This window comes from Bacillus sp. SORGH_AS_0510, assembly GCF_030818775.1.
Taxonomy (GTDB): Bacteria; Bacillota; Bacilli; order Bacillales; family Cytobacillaceae; genus Neobacillus.
Map to the genome: position 1 here is coordinate 4,114,243 of NZ_JAUTAU010000001.1, position 19,220 is coordinate 4,133,462.

General features: G+C 39.3%; 15 protein-coding genes and 2 pseudogenes. 2 read left to right on the forward strand and 15 right to left on the reverse strand.

Going from position 1 to position 19,220, the window contains the following annotated elements:
* Position 1 precedes the first annotated feature (1 nt).
* The 5 genes from QE429_RS20995 to QE429_RS21015 form a co-directional block, all read right to left on the reverse strand.
* The gene (locus QE429_RS20995) at positions 2 to 1,201 is read right to left on the reverse strand and encodes an acetylornithine transaminase (RefSeq protein WP_307289814.1); all 1,200 of its coding nucleotides are present in this window, start codon (positions 1,199 to 1,201) and stop codon (positions 2 to 4) included.
* Complete coding sequence (gene argB, locus QE429_RS21000; protein WP_307289816.1) at positions 1,202 to 1,999, reverse strand: acetylglutamate kinase; 798 nt, start codon at positions 1,997 to 1,999, stop codon at positions 1,202 to 1,204.
* 12 nt (positions 2,000 to 2,011) lie between these two features.
* Positions 2,012 to 3,241, reverse strand: coding sequence for a bifunctional ornithine acetyltransferase/N-acetylglutamate synthase (argJ, locus tag QE429_RS21005; RefSeq protein ID WP_307289818.1), 1,230 nt, complete (start codon positions 3,239 to 3,241; stop codon positions 2,012 to 2,014).
* A 40-nt stretch (positions 3,242 to 3,281) separates the two neighbouring features.
* Entirely contained in the window at positions 3,282 to 4,319 is a 1,038-nt protein-coding gene (argC, locus tag QE429_RS21010) for an N-acetyl-gamma-glutamyl-phosphate reductase (protein ID WP_307289820.1), read from the reverse strand.
* A 220-nt stretch (positions 4,320 to 4,539) separates the two neighbouring features.
* Positions 4,540 to 4,965 carry a DUF4395 domain-containing protein gene (locus QE429_RS21015; protein ID WP_307289821.1) on the reverse strand — a complete coding sequence of 142 codons (426 nt, stop codon included), beginning with the start codon at positions 4,963 to 4,965 and terminating at the stop codon, positions 4,540 to 4,542.
* Between the two features lie 689 nt (positions 4,966 to 5,654).
* Between QE429_RS21015 and QE429_RS21020 the strand changes: the two genes are divergently transcribed.
* Both QE429_RS21020 and QE429_RS21025 read left to right on the forward strand, forming a co-directional pair.
* A complete protein-coding gene (locus QE429_RS21020) occupies positions 5,655 to 5,948 on the forward strand; it encodes a transposase (RefSeq protein ID WP_307288169.1) in 294 nt (97 codons plus the stop codon).
* Entirely contained in the window at positions 5,876 to 6,835 is a 960-nt protein-coding gene (locus QE429_RS21025) for an IS3 family transposase (protein WP_307290844.1), read from the forward strand. The genes QE429_RS21020 and QE429_RS21025 overlap by 73 nt, the downstream gene beginning before the upstream one ends.
* A 451-nt stretch (positions 6,836 to 7,286) precedes the next feature.
* Here the strand turns inward: QE429_RS21025 and QE429_RS21030 are convergent, their stop codons facing one another.
* The 10 genes and pseudogenes from QE429_RS21030 to QE429_RS21075 all read right to left on the reverse strand — a co-directional run bounded on the left by QE429_RS21030 (position 7,287) and on the right by QE429_RS21075 (position 19,069).
* Positions 7,287 to 8,450, reverse strand: a complete 1,164-nt coding sequence (locus QE429_RS21030) for a DUF4317 domain-containing protein (RefSeq protein ID WP_307289823.1) — start codon at positions 8,448 to 8,450, stop codon at positions 7,287 to 7,289.
* A gap of 118 nt (positions 8,451 to 8,568) precedes the next feature.
* Complete coding sequence (gene aroD, locus QE429_RS21035; protein ID WP_307289825.1) at positions 8,569 to 9,339, reverse strand: type I 3-dehydroquinate dehydratase; 771 nt, start codon at positions 9,337 to 9,339, stop codon at positions 8,569 to 8,571.
* Positions 9,340 to 9,353: 14 nt separating this feature from the next.
* Positions 9,354 to 9,884: a shikimate kinase gene (locus QE429_RS21040; RefSeq protein WP_307289827.1), complete on the reverse strand. Its 531-nt coding sequence runs from the start codon at positions 9,882 to 9,884 to the stop codon at positions 9,354 to 9,356.
* 109 nt (positions 9,885 to 9,993) lie between these two features.
* Positions 9,994 to 10,893 carry a nickel transporter permease gene (gene nikC, locus QE429_RS21045; RefSeq protein ID WP_307289828.1) on the reverse strand — a complete coding sequence of 300 codons (900 nt, stop codon included), beginning with the start codon at positions 10,891 to 10,893 and terminating at the stop codon, positions 9,994 to 9,996.
* Positions 10,894 to 10,907: 14 nt separating this feature from the next.
* The gene (locus QE429_RS21050; protein ID WP_307289829.1) at positions 10,908 to 11,915 is read right to left on the reverse strand and encodes an ABC transporter permease; all 1,008 of its coding nucleotides are present in this window, start codon (positions 11,913 to 11,915) and stop codon (positions 10,908 to 10,910) included.
* A gap of 88 nt (positions 11,916 to 12,003) precedes the next feature.
* Positions 12,004 to 13,625: pseudogene (locus QE429_RS21055) on the reverse strand (ABC transporter substrate-binding protein).
* A gap of 51 nt (positions 13,626 to 13,676) precedes the next feature.
* A complete protein-coding gene (locus tag QE429_RS21060; protein WP_307289830.1) occupies positions 13,677 to 14,645 on the reverse strand; it encodes an ABC transporter ATP-binding protein in 969 nt (322 codons plus the stop codon).
* Positions 14,626 to 15,636 carry an ABC transporter ATP-binding protein gene (locus QE429_RS21065; RefSeq protein ID WP_307289831.1) on the reverse strand — a complete coding sequence of 337 codons (1,011 nt, stop codon included), beginning with the start codon at positions 15,634 to 15,636 and terminating at the stop codon, positions 14,626 to 14,628. The genes QE429_RS21060 and QE429_RS21065 overlap by 20 nt, the downstream gene beginning before the upstream one ends.
* A gap of 205 nt (positions 15,637 to 15,841) precedes the next feature.
* A pseudogene (locus tag QE429_RS21070) lies at positions 15,842 to 17,360 on the reverse strand (glycine betaine uptake BCCT transporter).
* Between the two features lie 95 nt (positions 17,361 to 17,455).
* The gene (locus QE429_RS21075) at positions 17,456 to 19,069 is read right to left on the reverse strand and encodes an acyl-CoA dehydrogenase family protein (RefSeq protein ID WP_307289833.1); all 1,614 of its coding nucleotides are present in this window, start codon (positions 19,067 to 19,069) and stop codon (positions 17,456 to 17,458) included.
* Positions 19,070 to 19,220: the final 151 nt, after the last annotated feature.

The following is a 19,220-nucleotide window of genomic DNA, read 5'->3' on the forward strand; positions in this document are numbered from 1 at the left end:
CTCACTCGCCTTTCTCTATACCTTGGAATGTTTTATCCAATGCTTCTATAAATTCATTTATCTCTTCTTTTGTTACTGTTAACGGTGGTAAGATCCGAACGACATTCGGTCCAGCTGTTAAAATAAGAAGGTTGTTTGCAATCGCTTTTTGTACGATATCTAGTGCATTCGTTTCAATAAGCAGTCCCTTTAGCAGTCCTTTACCACGTATATTTTTAATAAACGCGTATTTTCCCTTCAACATTTCCAGCTGACTATCAAGGTATGTTACGACTTCTTTCGCATGTATTAGTAAGTCGGTTTCAATTATATGTGTAATGGTAGCCAGTCCTGCTGCCGTGGCTAATGGATTCCCACCAAAAGTACTTCCATGGCTGCCCGGTTCAAATCCCTTGGCTGCTTCTTCTTTTGCGATGATGGCTCCAATTGGGAACCCTGATCCAAGCCCCTTTGCAAGACTAATAACATCTGGTTCAATTCCGTACTGCTCATAAGCAAATAATGTACCCGTTCTGCCAATCCCTGTTTGGATTTCATCGACCATCAGCAGGAAACCGTTTTGCTTACAAAGTTCAGCTAATTTTTTTACCCATTCAGGATCTGCTGGAATGACTCCACCTTCACCTTGGACAAGTTCTAGCAGAACTGCTGCTGGTTTACGTGTAATAAGCTCTTCAAGCGCTTCTTCATCATTAAACGGAAGATAACTAAAACCTGGCATAAGTGGTGAAAAACCCTGTTGGATTTTTTCTTGACCTGTAGCGGTTAGGGTTGCAAGTGTTCTACCGTGGAAGGATTGCTGAAAGGTCACCACTTCAGAAGATCCACTTCCCTTTACTTTGTTCGCATATCTTCTTGCCAGCTTAATCGCCGCTTCATTTGCTTCGGCACCACTATTACAGAAGAAAACCTGATCCCCACAACTATTAGCAACAAGTAGTGCTGCGAGCTTTTCCTGATTTGGAATATGATAGAGATTTGTACAGTGCCATAGATTTTGCAGTTGTTCCTCAAGTTTTTCTTTTACAGCTTCTGGAACATGACCTAAATTACAGGTTGCAATCCCAGAAGTGAAATCTAAATATTGCTTCCCTTGATCGTCCCACACATAACTTCCTTTTCCCTTAACTAAAGTGACAGGGAAACGGCTGTACGTGTCCATTAATGGGGAGGATAGAGAGACGGAAGTATCATTAACCATTTACGCAATCTCCTCTTCTAACACAATTTTTGTACCAATCTCTTTGCCAGCTGTGTAATCTATCAGGCTATTTTTCTCAAAACCGTTGATGATTCCTACTTCAGGTATGTTGTGAACTAGTCCGTCTATGGCAGCCTTTACCTTTGGAATCATGCCACCGTAAATGGTTTGATTATCAATTAGTTCTTCAATGGTTGATTTGGTTGCTTTATCAAGCTTTGTTTTCACGCCATTTTTTTCAATTAGGATTCCAGGGATATCACTAATGAAGCAAAGATTAGCTTCCAACGCTTTTGCGATTGCACTTGCTGCTATATCTCCATTAATGTTATAGCGTTGCCCGCTGGCATCAATCCCGATGGGAGAAATGACTGGTATATACCCTTGATTGACGATTCCTTCGATGACACTTTGATTCACACCAACTACTTCACCTACAAAACCTAACGTTTTGGATTCTGATGTCGGAACTGCTTTCAATAATCCGCCGTCTACTCCACTTATGCCAAAAGCATTTCCGCCTACTTCGACTAGGTTTCTAACAACTAGCTTATTAACCGAACCACTCAGAACCATTTCAACGATATCTAGCACATCATGGTTGGTTACCCGTAAACCATTTACAAAAGTAGTTTCCACATTTAAATTTTTTAATAAGGACGTAATGAGGGGACCTCCGCCATGAACAATGATAGGTGTCCATTCACCTGATTGATGCATCTGAACGACATCTTCATAGAAGGATCTTGGCAGATTTTCTAACACACTTCCGCCACACTTAATGACTAGGTATTTCATTTTCGTCCTCCCTTACGTGCGGTAGGATGCATTTATTTTTACATAATCGTAGGTAAGGTCGCATCCCCAAGCAGTTGCATTATATTCACCTTGGTTTAATTCAACATGTATTTTGATAACATCAAGTTGTAAGTATTCTTTAACCTCTTCTTCTACAAACATGCTTGGCAACCCGTTTTCGAATACCGTATAAGGTCCGATTGATACCTTAATGGCATTCGGTTCAACAGGGACACCACTGTAGCCAATTGCCGTCACAATTCTTCCCCAATTTGGATCCGTTCCATAAATAGCTGTTTTTACTAGGTTTGAAGAAATTATGGACTTACCAACAGCACTTGCTGCATTTCGACTGTAGGAGCCAGTCACTTGAACTTCTACTAGCTTGGTAGCTCCCTCGCCATCGCGAGCAATTTTTTTTGCAAGTGATTCGCAAACCATTTTCAAGCCTTGTTTAAACACTTCCCAATCTGGATGATCCTTTGTTAGTTGACTGTTTCCTGCTAACCCATTGGCCAAGACGAGAACCATGTCATTCGTACTTGTATCCCCATCAACCGTGATCATGTTAAATGTTTGATTAGTGACGTCTCGAAGCGCTACTAACAGGTCTTCCTGTGCAATGTTTGCATCTGTAGTTACGAATCCAAGCATAGTAGCCATGTTTGGGTGGATCATTCCAGAACCCTTTGATGCGCCGCCGATACTTACCGTTTTCCCATCGATAATCATTTGCACAGCAATATGCTTAACACAAGTATCAGTTGTTAGGATTGCTTCTTTAAATAAACTCTCATTTTCGTATTCTTTATTAAGGATTTGTGTAACTCCTGTTTTCACTTTATCCATCGGCATCAATTCTCCGATGACCCCTGTGGATGTCACTGCAACTAGATGCGCTTCAATTCCTAGTTCATTTGCAAAATCCTTTTGCATGGTATAGGCATCAAGTAATCCTTGTTCCCCTGTACATGCATTTGCGTTACCAGAGTTAACGATAATAGCTTGAATTTTATTTTCTTTTGCTACACTCTCTTGAGTAACTAATAAAGGTGCCGCTTGAAAAATATTTGTGGTATATACGCCTGCTGCAGTTGCTGGCACTTCCGATACAATGTAGCCTAAATCGAGTCGTTTTCTTTTAATTCCACAGTGCATGCCACCTGCTTTATACCCTTTTGGCAAGGTGACACTTCCTTCTTCTAGTACCACGATTTCACTCGTTGATGTTGCTTGTGTCAATTTAATTTCCCCCTTCAAATTCCCTATTGTTTGATTTTTATTATGGATACATTGGTATATCGTTAAGCCCCGTTTGTTCATCCCAGCCATTCATCAAGTTCACATTTTGGATTGCCTGCCCAGCCGCTCCCTTAACTAAATTATCGATAACAGAGATAATCGTTAAGCGGTTGGTTCGTTCATCGACATGTAGCCCAATATCACAATAGTTTGACCCGGATACTTCTTTTGTTGAAGGAATAGTTCCCTCAGGCCGGACCCTTATAAAACGAGAATCTTGATAAAATTGTTTATATAAATCGATAACCTTTTTTGTTGAAATTTTTTGTTTTAGATTCACATACATCGTACACATGATTCCTCGTGTCATTGGGACAAGATGGGTAGTAAAGGATACAGTGATGAGATCTCCACTCTCATCTGTAAGGACTTGCTCAATTTCTGGAATGTGTTGATGTTTTCCTAGTTTATAAGCTTTAAAGTTTTCATTGATTTCGGCGTAGTGTGCGGTTAATGAAAGTCCTCTTCCTGCACCAGAGACGCCTGATTTCGCGTCAATGATGATTGAGTTTTTATCAGCTAGCTGCGCTTTTAAGATTGGAAGTAGTCCCAAACTGGATGCAGTAGGATAACAACCTGGATTGGCTATTAAATTGGCATTCTTAATTTTTTCGCTATAAATCTCACTTAAACCGTAAATTGCTTTTTCTAAATACTGCTCATCTGCAGGGGTGTGATGATACCAGGTTTCATATTCTGCACCAGACCTTAATCGGAAGTCGCCTGATAGATCAATACATTTCATACCGTGCTCTAGCAGCTGCGGAACAAGTTTACTGCTGACACCAGATGGAGTAGCTAGGAAAGTTATATCGTTCGTTTCAGATAATCTTTTTGCATCAAATGTCTCTAATGGTTGATCCATTATTTCAGAAAGATGTGGATATGTTTCACTAAAGCTATAGCCCGCTTTAGAATTGGATACTACTGAACCAACCTCCAAGTAAGGGTGCTTCTGAATCAAACGAATAAGTTCTACAGACCCATATCCTGTTCCACCAATGATTGCTGCTTTCATTTCTTCAACTCCCACGTTGCTTACATAATGAATTATTATACATACACATATATAATTATTCAATATAAAAATTGCCTAATTTTCCGTTTTTACTGAAAATTAACATCTCTAATATTGAAAACGCTTACATATTTGTTTGGAAGATTATACAAATTCTATGCATAGATTCACAAAAAAGCCCTTGCATATTAGCAAGAGCTTTGTTTAGAATTACTTCGTTTTATTGAAGTGAACGTCTATATTTATATTGATTCCATTGGAAATGGATAAAACAGCCTATGCAAAAACCGAGAATGGCAACAAATGCTGCTAGTGCAACCATGATGGTGAAAATATATCCTACAACATTCCATCCTAGTAAAAAGCTAATAAATCCAATACCCAGACATATAACGGCAATCGTTTGATTAAATTGCTGCTGTCCCCAATCTTCAGGAATATACGCCTTTGGATCTTTCCTTAAAAATAGTTTTCCTAGCTGCATAATCGGATTAAATCCTAAAAAAAGACCACTTAATCCTGAGAGTAAGGGAATCAATAAAAACCATTCCATACCCGAGAACCATGTTAACAGAACACTTATAACAATCACCGCTTGATTTGTTTTGACAAGAGGACGAGGAATCGAACGAATAACTTCTGACACTTTAATACCAACCTTTCTTATTGGAATTATATGCTTATTGTTATTTTAACTCGATAAGTCCTCTTTGTATAGTAAATAAATCTCAAAATAACCTGTATCAGAGCCCAAATAAAAAAAGCTCATTTCGTAAACATTGTTGCTTTCTGCAAGATCTATACCATTTTTAAATTGCCCTTTTAAAAACTTTTAACAATAAAGAGTAATCTGACTACCTTCGCTTATCTATGAGAAGCACTGTCAGAAGTTGCCCTGACTTCTGACAATGTTTCTAGTTTTTCCACGGACTCCGTCAGAAGTTGCCCCGACTTCTGACAATGTTTCTGGGTTTTCCACGGACTTTGTCAAAAGTTGCCCTGACTTCTGACAATGTTCTTAGTTTTTACACGGACTCTGTCAGAAGTTGCCCCGACTTCTGACAATGTTTCTAGTTTTTACACGGACTCTGTCAGAAGTTGCCCCGACTTCTGACAATGTTTCTAGTGTTTACACGGACTCTGTCAGAAGTTGCCCCGACTTCTGACATTGTTCTTAGTTTTTCCACCGACTCTGTCAGAAGTTGCCCCGACTTCTGACAATGTTTCTAGTTTTTCCACCGACTCTGTCAGAAGTTTGAGGTTAGTCTAAAAAGTGGACACGTATAAATGAGATTTAGTTTATAATACAATCATCATTTAAAAGGACGTGTTCATATGAAGAAACATCATACTCAAGAGTACAGAGATTATGTTTCAAAGTTAGTTGTTGAAGAAGGGAAAAAAGCCACAGATGTTTCTAAGGAATTAGAGATCTCTTATAAGACTGTTAGTCGTTGGGTGGCAGCGTATAAGGAGAAAGTAAATGTTAGCCAGGAAGGTAAGGAATACATTACACCTAAAGAGCTTGAAAAATTAAAAAAGCAACATGAGAAAGAATTACAACAGTTAAGAGAGGAAAACGAAATTTTAAAAAAGGCGATGCACATCTTCACGAAAAACCAAGCGTAATATATACCTTTATTCAAGCCCACTCTGATGAGCACGCTGTGGAGAAGATGTGTGAAGTTCTAAACGTTTCAAAGAGTGGCTATTATAAATGGCTGAAGAAGCAGAACCAACCGCAATCTGAGAAAGAAGTCTATCGTTCGGAGATCAAACAGAAAATAAGTAAGTCCTTTCATGAAAGTTTTGGGACTTATGGAAGTCCTAGAGTTCACGCTGACCTTGTGGAATGGGGTTATATCATTTCACAAAAAACCGTGGCTCGTATGATGAAAGAAATGGGATTAAAGGCAACGTCGAAAGAGAAGTTTGTAGTCACAACAGATTCCAATCATGACCTATATATTTATCCTAATCTGCTTAACCGACAATTTGACGTAGAAGAACCTAATCTAGTTTGGGTATCTGATATTACGTACATTTGGACTTTAGAAGGCTGGATATATTTATCTTCTGTAATGGACCTTTACTCCAGAAAAATTGTGGGGTGGAGTCTTGCCTCACACATGAGGAAAGAGTTATGTATACAAGCATTAAAGATGGCGATCATTTCAAGACAGCCCGGTACAGGAATAGTTCATCATTCTGACCGGGGTTCCCAGTATTGTTCTAAAGAGTATATTGATATTTTGAAAGAGCAAAAAATGAATATAAGTATGAGCAAAAAAGGTGACCCTTACGATAATGCTTGTATAGAATCCTTCCATGCCACAATTAAGAAAGATTTGATTTACAGAAGGCGTTTTAGGACCAGGGCCGAAGCTATAAAAGCAATTAATTCCTATATTAGTGGTTTTTATAATGAAAAACGAAAACACTCGACTTTAGGGCATTATTCACCAAATCAATTTGAGAGATATCACCACCAAGATAAAGTAGAAAATATCTCATAGGATAGCCATTTGGTATTAGAAATAGTCAATCAAGGTTATCGATTGACTATTTCTAATACCTGACCAAGCGAAGTGCGGTAGTGGTAATGGCTTTTAAAATCTCAAATTTTAGTGTCTACTTTCTTGACAGAAGACCAAGTTGCCCCGACTTCTGACAATATTTCTAGTTTTTCCACCGACTCTGTCAGAAGTTGCCCTGACTTCTGACAATGTTTCTGGTTTATTGATACTCTATCAGAATCGAGGAAATTCTCAATAATATCTTTAATATAAAAACTGTCTCAATTACAACATCTTTCAAAAATATCCAATAAGAAAAACCGGGCAAAAACCGCCCGGTCCTTTTTTGTTTAGAATACATCCGAAAGTTTGTACTCTATGCCATGTACTCCTTTATAGTATTCAGGGTACATTAGGCCCACTGATCATTCCCTGCAAAATCTGGAACAGATTAGTATGTCTCTGATTCTTCAAGTCGGAAACCCTCTACAACCACGTCTTCATCTATTTCCAACAATAAGCACCTTTTTCCTTGGAACGTAATATATTTTACATATTTCAAGTCTTTCGGGTTGATCGAAACATTGGCCACCTTGGTCTCAATTTTGATAGTTTTCGGAATTAAACTGCTGGCCTTAAATTCGTGTTTTTCATCATCCACGATTGCTTTAAGGGCATGTTCCACTTTTGCCGTCTCTACATTTTCAACGCCGCTTACCGTTAAAATACGTTCGATATCCCGAGAATCCAACGTAGGGATTTCACTTTCTTCATTCTCTTGATTCTCCTGAACCAGCCTATCGATTTCCTCATACACATTGGAAATCACGCGCGAATCTACTTCGTCTCCTATCACTTCTTTTAAAATGAAATCGAAACAGTCCTTATCTTCCTGAGCAGTTATAATCTCTTCACAATTAAGCACTTCTTCCATAAATCTAAAGTCCGGTTGATTTGCTTTTCCTGCACAGTAAAGGATACGGTTCACATCTGCTGCATTATCGTTTAGAGCAGGGAAAAGGAAGCCTGATAAAGGAGAATCTAAATTAATAATGGGATCAAATACGTTGTAGGATTTGTATTCCTTTTCAATATAATCAAACATTAAGGCTTTTTTCGGCACATCCGTTTTATTGAGACTACATAGAATAAATCCGTTGGAATAGACCTGGTCATCCCCGCCTTCTTCAGATTCCGCGTTACGCTTTCGGGTCGGTTTTCGATATTCTCCACGGATAAACGTTACCACGGTATCAAATTCATAAACCGTGTTGGCAAACATTTTCACGACGATTTCCAACATATATTCTTTCCAGTCTTCCGTTGTTTCTTGTTGTAATCCTTCGTAAAGGAACATTTGGGTGCTATCTTCCACATCCCGCATGAATTTCAGTTCAAACAGTTTAGCATCAAGTTGACCTGTTAATACTTTTTTAAAGTTGGCTAAAAATAATTCCTGCGCTTCCTGTTCTAACATTTGAAACGGCTGACTGACTTGATGATAGATCTCACCTGATTCCTTTTGGACATACACATTAAAGATTTCTCGAATTTGCAGATTGTAATTGTCTAGTTTAAATTGCTTGCGAATATTAGCGATATCTTTTTTATTCATTTGGTCTCAACTCCTATTCTTGATTATACTGTTCAAAACTACAAATTGTAATTAGTGAGAGCCTTATCTGCAGAAAAAAGAGCATACAAATCTTTCTGATTTGATGCTCCATTTCATTTTATTCATTCAGATTAGAATGCAGCAAGTTTAAAACGCTTCGCAATTCCTTTACGGGCACCTGGCCAGGTGCAGACGCCTTTTTGGCTGAACCAAAAGTCATTGCTGAGCCAAATACTTCGCCGGACAACCGGCTAATGACTCCTTTACCTGCCATGGACATCGTAATAAAGGGTCTATCAGCAAATTGTTCTTTCATTGTATTAGTTGCTTCTAACAGCGTAAGTACATCTGCTGAACTCGTTGGCATCACTGCAATTTTTGAAACATCGCCACCCAATTCCTGCGCTTTACATAACCGAGAAACAATTTCTTCTTTTGGCGGAGTGCTATGAAAATCATGGTTTGAGAGAATAACAAAGACCTTACTTGCATGCGCTATTCCAATGAAGGTTTTGATATCTTCTTCTTCATTAAATAATTCGATATCGATTATATCTACCAATCCGGTTTCCAGTATGGTTTTGTTTAACTCAAAATAGGAAGCTTTACTGATTTCCTTTTCTCCACCTTCTTTTGCGCTTCGGAAAGTGAACAGAAGCGGTTTCTCTGGAATCACTGCGCGGATTTGTTTTAGCGTATCTTTTATTGATCCGATTTGATCCACACCCTCAAAGCAGTCGACACGCCATTCAACAACATCACAATCAAGTGCTTGAATGTACGATGCTTCTTCAAGTAATTGTTCTAAAGATTTCCCTACCATTGGAACGCAAATCTTCGGGACTCCTTCACCAATTGTGACTCCCTTAACAGTAATTGGTTTCTTCATACTCATCTTCACCTCTACTGAACATCAAAGTACTTGATTAGTGTGCTGACAATCTCATCTGCTATCGTTTCAGCGTCCTTGTTGTCAGTATTAATTTTTAAATGATGCTTGGAATAGATTTCTTGTCTTGCATAATACAACTCTTCCATTTCTTTTGTTGATTTGCCTTGCAATATAGGTCGGGTGTTAATGATTAAATCTAATCGTTTTTTCCAGCATCCTAAAGACAATTCTATGTAAATAACAATGCAAGAAGTTAAACATACCTCACGTATTTCTTCCTGTAAAAAAGCCCCGCCGCCAACAGAAATAATCTTCTGGTCCTGTTCTGCCAGACTTGTAATTAATTCTTTTTCTCTTGCTCTAAATGCCTTTTCACCCAGTTGGTGAAAAATTTTAGAAACAGGCATATGATATTCCTTTTCAATTTCTTCATCTACGTCAATAAATGGACGGTTAAGCTTCTTTGCCACAAGCTTTCCAACTGTCGTCTTTCCAACACCCATAAACCCAATAAATACAATACTTCTGTCGCTGTTTTTCAAAACCTTCCATCTCCCATAATGAACAAACTATTTAGCTAATTATAAGGCTTATTCGACAAATAATAAACTAATTGTCCGCCAATAGAAAAAGTGGTGCACAAGGCACCACTTAGTTTTTCATCTTCGGATCAAGGATATCTCGGAGGCCATCGCCCATTAGATTAAATCCTAGGACGGTAAGCATAATGGCGACACCTGGAAAGAATAATGTCCATGGCGCCTGGGTAATATAATTTTTTGAATCAGCCAGCATTTTCCCCCACTCAGGAGTTGGTGCTTGTGCCCCCATACCAAGAAACCCTAGAGCGGCAGCTTCAATAATGGCTGTTGCAATAGCAAGTGTCGCTTGTACAATAACAGGGGAAATACTATTAGGTAGAATATGACGGAATAGAATTCGTGTATCCCTCATACCCACAGCACGGGCTGCCATAATATATTCTTCCTGTTTCACACTTAGTACTTTTGAGCGGACCAGACGGCCAAAGTTAGGAATATTAATAACTGCTATTGCGATTAAAGCATTCCTCAAAGATGGACCTAGAATGGCTACTACTGCAATAGCTAATAAAATACTAGGAAATGCAAGCATGATATCAAAAATACGGGAGATAATGGAATCTACCCACCGGCCATAATAGCCTGCAACGATTCCTAGGATCGTTCCAAAGACAACAGATCCTATGACTGAAAAAGTTCCTACCCACAAGGATATTCTAGCTCCATACACAATCCGGGAAAAAATGTCTCGTCCAAAATCATCCGTACCAAACCAATGTTCACTAGAAGGTGCCAGCATTCGATCGGATAACACTTGCTCCTTATAACTAAATGGCGCAATGACAGGTGCTAAAATAGCTAGAATAATAAAGAAGACAACTATTCCTAAGCCGGCAAGCGCTAATTTATTTTTAGTAAAAGATTGTAAGGCTTCCTTCCAGGGAGGTGTCAGCTTTTCCTCAACAGCTTTCACAGATAGATCCGCTGCGGTTTTTGCAAGTTCTGCCACTTTTCATCCCTCCTCTATTTCGTGTATTTGATTCTTGGGTCTACAAAGACATACAAGAGATCCACGATTAAATTGATCAGTACAAAGATGGCTGCAATTACTAAAATGCCTGACTGAATGACCGGATAATCACGATAGGCAATAGCGTCATATAAATACCTGCCTATTCCAGGCCACCCAAAGATGGTTTCAGTTAAAATAGCCCCACCTAAAAGAAGCCCTGTTTGCAAACCGATAATTGTAAGAACCGGAATAACCGCATTTTTTAAGGAGTGCTTATAAACCACCCAAAACATACTTAATCCCTTTGCCCTTGCAGTCCGGATATAATCTGATTGCATTACTTCAAGCATGGTTGCACGGGTCATCCTCGCAATAATCGCCATTGGGATCGTAGCAAGAGCGGATGCCGGCAAGATAATATGCTTAAGAACGACTACAAACTGATCAAATCTTCCTTGTAATAGGGTATCGAGTAAATATATGTTGGTAATTGCCGAAATAGGGTCCCTCGCATCCTCTCTTCCTGTCGTTGGCAGCCAGCCCAAATCGATAGCAAAAGCCCATTGCAACATTAAACCAAGCCAAAATATCGGCATGGATACCCCAATTAACGCAAGGACCATCGCACCATAATCAAACCAAGATTTAGAGAACCAGGCGCTAATAATTCCGGCATTTACTCCAATAACAACTGCAATCAACATTGCTACAATTGTAAGCTCAACTGTCGCTGCTAAATAAGGCCAAATCTCGGCATTAATAGGTCCTCTAGACCGAAGGGAAATGCCCAAATCTCCATGAATCAGAGTGTTAAGATATTCAAAATATTGTATGTACCATGGACGGTTTAACCCAAGTTGTTCTGTAAGAGCCGCAAGGGCTTCTGGAGTTGCTCTTTGACCTAAAATGATTCGTGCAGGGTCACCAGGAATAGCGTGAATAATAGCAAAAACAATCAATGTCATCCCAAATAAGACAGGGATTAAGGAAAAAATACGGCGAACTGTGTAAGTAAACAAGCTCTCACCTTCTTTCATAAAGATGAACTAAAGACAAAAAATTTTAACAAAAGGGGAGGGATCACTCCCTCCCCCTCATGATTTCTGCTTATTTCTTAAATTCAACCTTGTCTAGGGCTTCAGAACCAGTTGGATGTGGAATATAACCAACTACGTCCTTACTTGCAGCAGACAATGGCTTAGAGTGAAGTAATGGTACCCATGGAGCATCCTCATGGATAATCTCTTGAGCTTTCTTGTATAGCTCGTTACGTTTTTCTTGATCTGTTCCTTGTTGAGCTTGGATTAAAAGATCATGCAACGGATCACTGCTATATCTAGAATAGTTGTTTGCACCAATAGCATCCTTATCTAACAAAGTGTATAAGAAGTTATCAGGGTCACCATTGTCGCCTGTCCATCCCATTAAGAATGCATCGAAGTCGCCTTTAGCTGCCTTATCTAAATAAGTAGCCCACTCTAAAGTATTAAGCTTAACTTTAATACCAATTTTGCTTAAATTATCTTGAATAACTTCAGCTACTTTAGGTGGTTCAGACATGTAAAGACGTGGGATGTTCATTGCCCATAATTCCATTTCAAATCCGTTTGGATAGCCTGCTTCTTTCAACATTTCTTTTGCTTTTTCTGGATTATAGTCATATTCTTCAATTGCATCATTGTAACCTTCGATGGAAGGAGGCATTGGATTCTTAGCTGGACTTGCATTACCACCATAGAATGCATCAATGATCGCTTTTTTATCGATCGCATGGTTGATCGCTTGACGTACTAACTTATTGTCAAATGGCTTACGATTTAGTGTAAAGCTTAGGTAAGCAATATTCATTGATGGACGCTCATAGATTTTTAACTTATCGTTGCTAGTTACGGCTTTAGCATCAGAATCATTTAAACCATCCATAATATCAACCTCACCGTTAACAAGTGCGTTAAGGCGTGCTGTGTTTTCAGGAATAACACGGAAGATTACTTTGTTTAGCTTTGGAAGACCCTTAACCCAGTAATCAGGATTCTTTTCCAGAGTGATCCGGTCATTCTGCTTCCACTCAACAAATTTGAATGGACCTGTTCCAACTGGATGACTTCTGTAATCATCACCGTATTTCTCAATTGCCGCTGGGCTCGCAATTGCAAATGGTGACATCGCTAAGTTCTTTAAGAGAATGGAGCCATAGGACGTTTTAGTACAAATTGAACCGTATTGGCATCAACTGCTTTCACTTCCTTAATTACATGGCCTTCATCTTTTGCATAGCCGCCAAACATTGTGTAATAAGGAAATTTATCTTCATCCCCATTCATCCAGCGGTTAAAGTTATACACGACTGCTTCCGCATTAAAATCAGTACCGTCATGGAACTTTACACCTTCTTGAAGCTTGAATGTATAAGTCAAACCATCTGGAGTTACTTCCCAGCTTTTTGCAAGCTTAGGCTTAAGGGTAGTATCTGTATCACCATAATCTAGCAATGTATCATAGATGTTCTCTGTTACTTTGAAGGTATCACCCTCAGTTGTTGTGATTGGGTCAAGTGATACTGAGTCAACACCGCGGGCATAGATTAATGTGTCCTTACCAGAAGCTGTATTCTTGCCCGTTTCTTTGCCATCTTTTGAATCGCTATTGCTTTTGCTGCTGCAGCCAACTAAGAACATGCTGATGGCTAATAGAGCCACTAACAGCAGCTTAAAAGATTTTTTCTTCATAAGCTTTTTTACCCCCTATTTACTTTGTTTTTATATCATAAATGCAGCAAATCACTGGTTATATAAGTGACAGGCTACAAAATGACCATTGAGATTACTTTCCTGCGGTCTAGTCGTCTTACAAATGTCCATACACTCTTTACATCTTGTATGGAATGCACACCCTGAAGGAGGATTGGCTGGACTAGGCAGCTCCCCTTCTATTAATATCGTTTTCTTCTTAATATCTGGATCTGGTATCGGTACGGCAGAAAGAAGTGCTTTTGTGTATGGATGCTTGGGATTCTCGTAAAGCTCCTCACTTTCTGCTAACTCTATTAATCTTCCTAAATACATGACACCCACACGATCACTAATATGACGAACGACGCCAAGATCATGGGCGATAAATATGTAGGTAAGTTGAAATTCCTTTTGAATTTCCTTCATCAGGTTAAGAACTTGTGCCTGAATGGATACGTCTAATGCTGACACCGGTTCATCCGCAATAATTAATTTCGGTTTCGTCATCAATGCCTTGGCAATACCAATACGCTGACGCTGCCCGCCGCTAAATTGGTGTGGGTATCTTTTGGCGTGGTAGCTGCTTAAACCTACCACCTCGAGCATATCTCTAACCTGCTTCTTGCGTTCTTCTTTTGTCCCAATTCCGTGGACAATCAGAGGCTCCTCTAGAATCTGTTCAATCGAGTGTCTAGGGTTTAAGGACGCATATGGGTCCTGGAACACCATTTGGATATCTCTTCGTGTTCTTCGTAACTCAGCCTTTGACAAGCTAGTAATCTCTTTATCTTCAAACACAATCTTCCCATCACTTGCTTCTATTAATCGCATGAGTAATCGACCAGTGGTTGATTTACCACAGCCACTTTCCCCAACAATACCTAAGGTTTCGCCTTTTTTTACATAAAAAGAAACATCATCAACTGCTTTTACTTCGCCTTGTTTTCTTCCAAAAAGTCCACCTGTGATCGGAAAGTATTTTTTTAGACCATTAACCTCAAGAAGTAACTCCGACATGTTTATCACTCCCCTTCAGTGTATGTAGGAAACAGCGCACTTCATGTCCGTCTTTTTCCGTTTTATATAATTGTGGTGATTCTTCGTGACATTGAGCGAACACCTCTGAGCATCTTGCGGCAAAGCGACAGCCTTTATGAACAGACCCGGGTGTTGGAACTGTTCCAGGAATACTATAGAGCCGCTCCTTCTTCCCTCTAAGGTCTGGAACCGATTTTAGGAGCCCAATTGTGTATGGGTGCTGCGGGTTTTTAAGGATTGTCCTAACATCCCCTTGTTCAACGATTTGACCGGAATACATTACAATGACTCGCTCACAAATTTCTGCTACCACACCTAAATCATGGGTAATCAAAATGATGGAAGTGTTCGTCTTTTGATTTAAGTCCTTCATTAATGCAAGAATTTGTGCTTGAATCGTCACGTCAAGAGCTGTTGTGGGCTCGTCCGCAATCAGCACCCTTGGATTACAGGCCATCGCCATTGCAATCATAACCCTTTGCCGCATCCCTCCTGATAATTGGTGAGGGTATTCTTTAAGAATTCCTTCTGCTCTAGGAATTCCGACTAACTTTAAAAGCTCGATACAACGTTGCTTGATTTGGATCTTTGTTAGGTCTGTATGTAATTTGATGGCCTCCATTAACTGATTCCCGACTGTAAATAGAGGATTTAATGAGGTCATTGGTTCCTGGAAGATCATTGATATTTGGTTACCTCGGATTTTCCGCCACTCTTTTTCAGAAATATTTTTCAGGTCTCTTCCTTCAAAAACAATTTCCCCATTCTCGATTTTCCCTGGCGGAGAAGGGATTAGTCCCATCGTAGCTAAGGACGTTACACTTTTACCACTTCCGGATTCCCCTACAATGCCCAGAATTTCTCCATCCCTTAATTCAAAACTAATACCATCCACAGCTGGTACAAACTTTTTTCCTGTTTGAAACGATATCTTTAAATCATTTATGTGGAGAATAGGATCTTTATCCATATTTACACCTACTTTGACTATTAATTTCGTAAACCTAAATATTCTTCTGAAATATTAAAATTTATAAAATTTTAAGACTATTATGACATATATTACTTTAGTGTGACCATCGAAATTTGTCAATCAATAAAAAAATTTTAAAAAAGCCTGACACCACGGCACGTTAACGTATTAACGCGCCGGGGGTCAGGCACCACAATTGGGGTTACTCTCTATATTGGATCCCTTGGATTTTTTCTTTTTTAATTGATTTTATAAAGGAGAATATCATTAAAATCATTATTATAGTAAAAGGAAAGGCCGCTATAATGGAAGCGGTTTGTAAAGCACCCAATCCCCCAGCCCATAACAATACTGCGGCTGAAGCCGATTGAATAATTCCCCACACTACTTTCACTCCATTGGGCGGATTAAGGTCTCCTCCTGTAGATTGCATGCCTAAAACCAAATGTAGCCGAATCTGCTGATGTGATGAAAAATGTGCTAATAAGTAAGATAGCTATATATGACATAACATGTCCGAACGGAAAATGTAACAAGACCGAAAATAACGCAATTTCCTGTCCCTTTTCATTGATAATGTCCATGATATGTTGATTTTGGAAATACTCCAAATAGACTGCAGAACCGCCAAATACAGAAAACCATAAGGCTCCGAATACTGTGGGAACTAGTAAGACACCAATAATAAACTCTCTTATGGTTCTGCCTTTCGAGACTCGCGCGATAAAAGTGCCAACAAATGGCGCCCACGCAATCCACCAGGCCCAATAGAAAATAGTCCAGTCTTGCACCCATGTATTTTGTTCAAATGGGCTCAATCTAAAACTCATCGCTGTTAGATTTTGCAGATAACTTCCGATTGAAGTTGTAAATAAGTCCATAATAAAGTTGGTTGGACCTGAAAATAAGAGAAAAATCATAAGTGCAATCGCCAAAAAGATATTCGCGTTACTCAACAGTGCAATCCCTTTATCCAATCCGGTTGTCGCTGATAGCATATAGAGGACTGTTACCACTACGATAATAATCAACTGGGTTGTAAAATTATTTTGAATAGCAGGAATCATATAGGATGCTCCACCGCTTATTTGTGTAGCACCAAACCCCAGTGATGTCGCCACTCCAAAAATCGTAGCAAAAATAGCAATAAAGTCGAATAATATCCCTAAAGGACCGTTCACTCGCTCTCCGAAAAGTGGAGATAAGATTTTACTAACTACACCTGGAGTGTCCTTTCGGAAATTGAAATAAGCAAGAATTAAACCAATCACAGCATAAATAGCCCATGGGTGTAATCCCCAATGAAAGAAGGAATATCTAAGCGCCATTCTGGCCGATTCTGCCGTTTGTCCTTTTCCCGCAGGCGGTTCATAATAGTGTGATAAAGGCTCTGCCACACCCCAAAAGACTAAACCAATCCCCATTCCGGCACTAAATAACATAGCAAACCAGGTTAGACTGCTGAATTCAGGTTCATCGGTATCTTTTCCAAGCTTTACGTTCCCATATCTCGTAAAAATTAATGCTAGTGCAAAAACTAGGAAACCACTAGCGGAGAGTAGATAAAACCATCCGAATTTTTCAATTATAGAGCCTTGAATGACACTCGTTACATGTTGAAGATTTCCGTTTGGAAGATATGATTTTGGGATTGTCCCCCAGATAATAAATAATAGACAAATAACTACTGCTACCCAGAAAACTGGCGTTATTTTTTTCACATTCTACACCCCTCTATTAAGACCTCTTCTAAGTATTTATAAAGCGGTGTATTAGTATGCAAAAAGGATGGCGAATAAACGCCATCCTCTAATGATTAGTGTATTTCTGCTAAAGCTATTTCTTGAAACATTTTAAAGAATTCATCACAGAATCGGTCCCATTCTTCAGCAGCTTCCAAGGATGCCTCACATACCTCTCCTAGAACAGGTCTTTGAAGTAACTCTTCTAGTTGCTCGGAAAATTGTTTAATCGTTTCCATAGATGCACCTTTTAGGACACTACCAACAAACTCTGCAGGAGTATACCAATCTGAAACTCTTTGTAAATCACGGTATACCTGTGATAATAATAAGTTACGTGGCCCTTCCCACTGTTCATTAACTACTACATCCCGGAATATTCGTGGTAGTGAGGAAAACTCCTCCATTACTCCATGTCCGGCAAAGACCGAAATCGCCTCACGTAATACCTCTGCCCCCTCATTTGTTACGCACATTTTTTGCAATAAGATTAATTCACGTAAATTGAAAAGTTGTTTTTGAACTTCTATTGGATAGTTCGATTTAATTCCCGGATTAAGCGGCTGCTCTAATTTTAAAAATAAATCATAGATTTTAAACGCACCTGCCGTTGTTCGCTCCGCCGCCTTTTCAATCCTTTTTAATTTACTAGCTGCGAGGGGATATTCCTTCACTTTTTTACCGAAAACTGTCCTAAAATCACTGTACAGCCTGGCTTCTCTTGACGCCCGAAGCATAAACCCTGCACAAGCAATTCCAATTTCCAATCGTGACAGAGTAAGCACAATCCCTACCGCTACTGCTATACCTTTATCTTGTGGGCCGATTGGATAAGCAAGTGCACCATGATATTGAATTTCACCAGTTGGGACCTCAGCAGTGCCCATTTTCCATTTAATCCGGTTAATTTGATAGCCGTTTCTCTTTTCCTTTTCCTTGTCACCTGGCAGCCAGGAAGGAACGATAAATGTTGAAACCTTGTTAGACCCTGATATTTTGGCTGTTACAACCGAATAATCTGCATGTGCAACAGAACAGAAAAATTTATTTCCATACAAGCGATAGTTCGGTCCATCCGGAACGGCTTCAAGCACATTAGCCGGCAAATCAGAGCCGCCTTGAATCTCTGACATAAATTGTGCCCCAATCGCAAATTCGCCGTTTATTCCTTCCTTTGAATGCCGCAAAATTTCTTGCAGTTCAGGATAATCTTCATTTGGAAATTGATCAAGAAGGGCAATGAGACCATGTGTACAGGTCATTGGACAAGTTACACCAGCTTCACCTAATTGGTGTATTAACATTCTCTTCACAAAGCTTTCCCATGGTTCCATTTGACTAGAAAACAGACCTTCACCAAAAATACCCTGTTCGAGTTTATGAACCTCCATAGGCCGGACAACCCGGTCAATTCGGTGATTAAACGCATCATAATGAAGCATGTATGGGCGTACTTCTGGTCTAGCCGTCCGTTCCGCTAATCGATTCCATTCATTTGAAACGATTGGCGAAAAAGCTAAGATTTTCTGATGAATCTGTTCATAACGAGAGGCGGTAAAATGTTTTACGGCTTTTTGCAAAAACGGTTCATCCCGATACCAATCTAGGCTGTCACGCTTATCAACAAATTCATCAAACGAATAGGTATTTTTTCCACTGATGTCTGTGCCTTGGGAAGCGATGTTCATAGAATGTCACTCCTTTGTATTGAATTATTCTAAAAATTCAATTTAATTATAACGGTTCTTTCATAAAAAGGACAATGACATTGGTACAGAATACCATTTTGAATTATTTCTACACAGAATTAGATTATTTCTCCACAGATTTGAATTATTT

Bases quoted from the DNA above. Each gene is read 5' to 3' on its own strand.
- QE429_RS20995 (WP_307289814.1), bottom strand. From the start codon at position 1,201: ATGGTTAATGATACTTCCGTCTCTCTATCCTCCCCATTAATGGACACG.
- argB (WP_307289816.1), bottom strand. From the start codon at position 1,999: ATGAAATACCTAGTCATTAAGTGTGGCGGAAGTGTGTTAGAAAATCTG.
- argC (WP_307289820.1), bottom strand. From the start codon at position 4,319: ATGAAAGCAGCAATCATTGGTGGAACAGGATATGGGTCTGTAGAACTT.
- QE429_RS21020 (WP_307288169.1), top strand. From the start codon at position 5,655: ATGAAGAAACATCATACTCAAGAGTACAGAGATTATGTTTCAAAGTTA.
- QE429_RS21030 (WP_307289823.1), bottom strand. From the start codon at position 8,450: ATGAATAAAAAAGATATCGCTAATATTCGCAAGCAATTTAAACTAGAC.
- aroD (WP_307289825.1), bottom strand. From the start codon at position 9,339: ATGAAGAAACCAATTACTGTTAAGGGAGTCACAATTGGTGAAGGAGTC.
- QE429_RS21060 (WP_307289830.1), bottom strand. From the start codon at position 14,645: ATGTCGGAGTTACTTCTTGAGGTTAATGGTCTAAAAAAATACTTTCCG.
- QE429_RS21065 (WP_307289831.1), bottom strand. From the start codon at position 15,636: ATGGATAAAGATCCTATTCTCCACATAAATGATTTAAAGATATCGTTT.
- QE429_RS21075 (WP_307289833.1), bottom strand. From the start codon at position 19,069: ATGAACATCGCTTCCCAAGGCACAGACATCAGTGGAAAAAATACCTAT.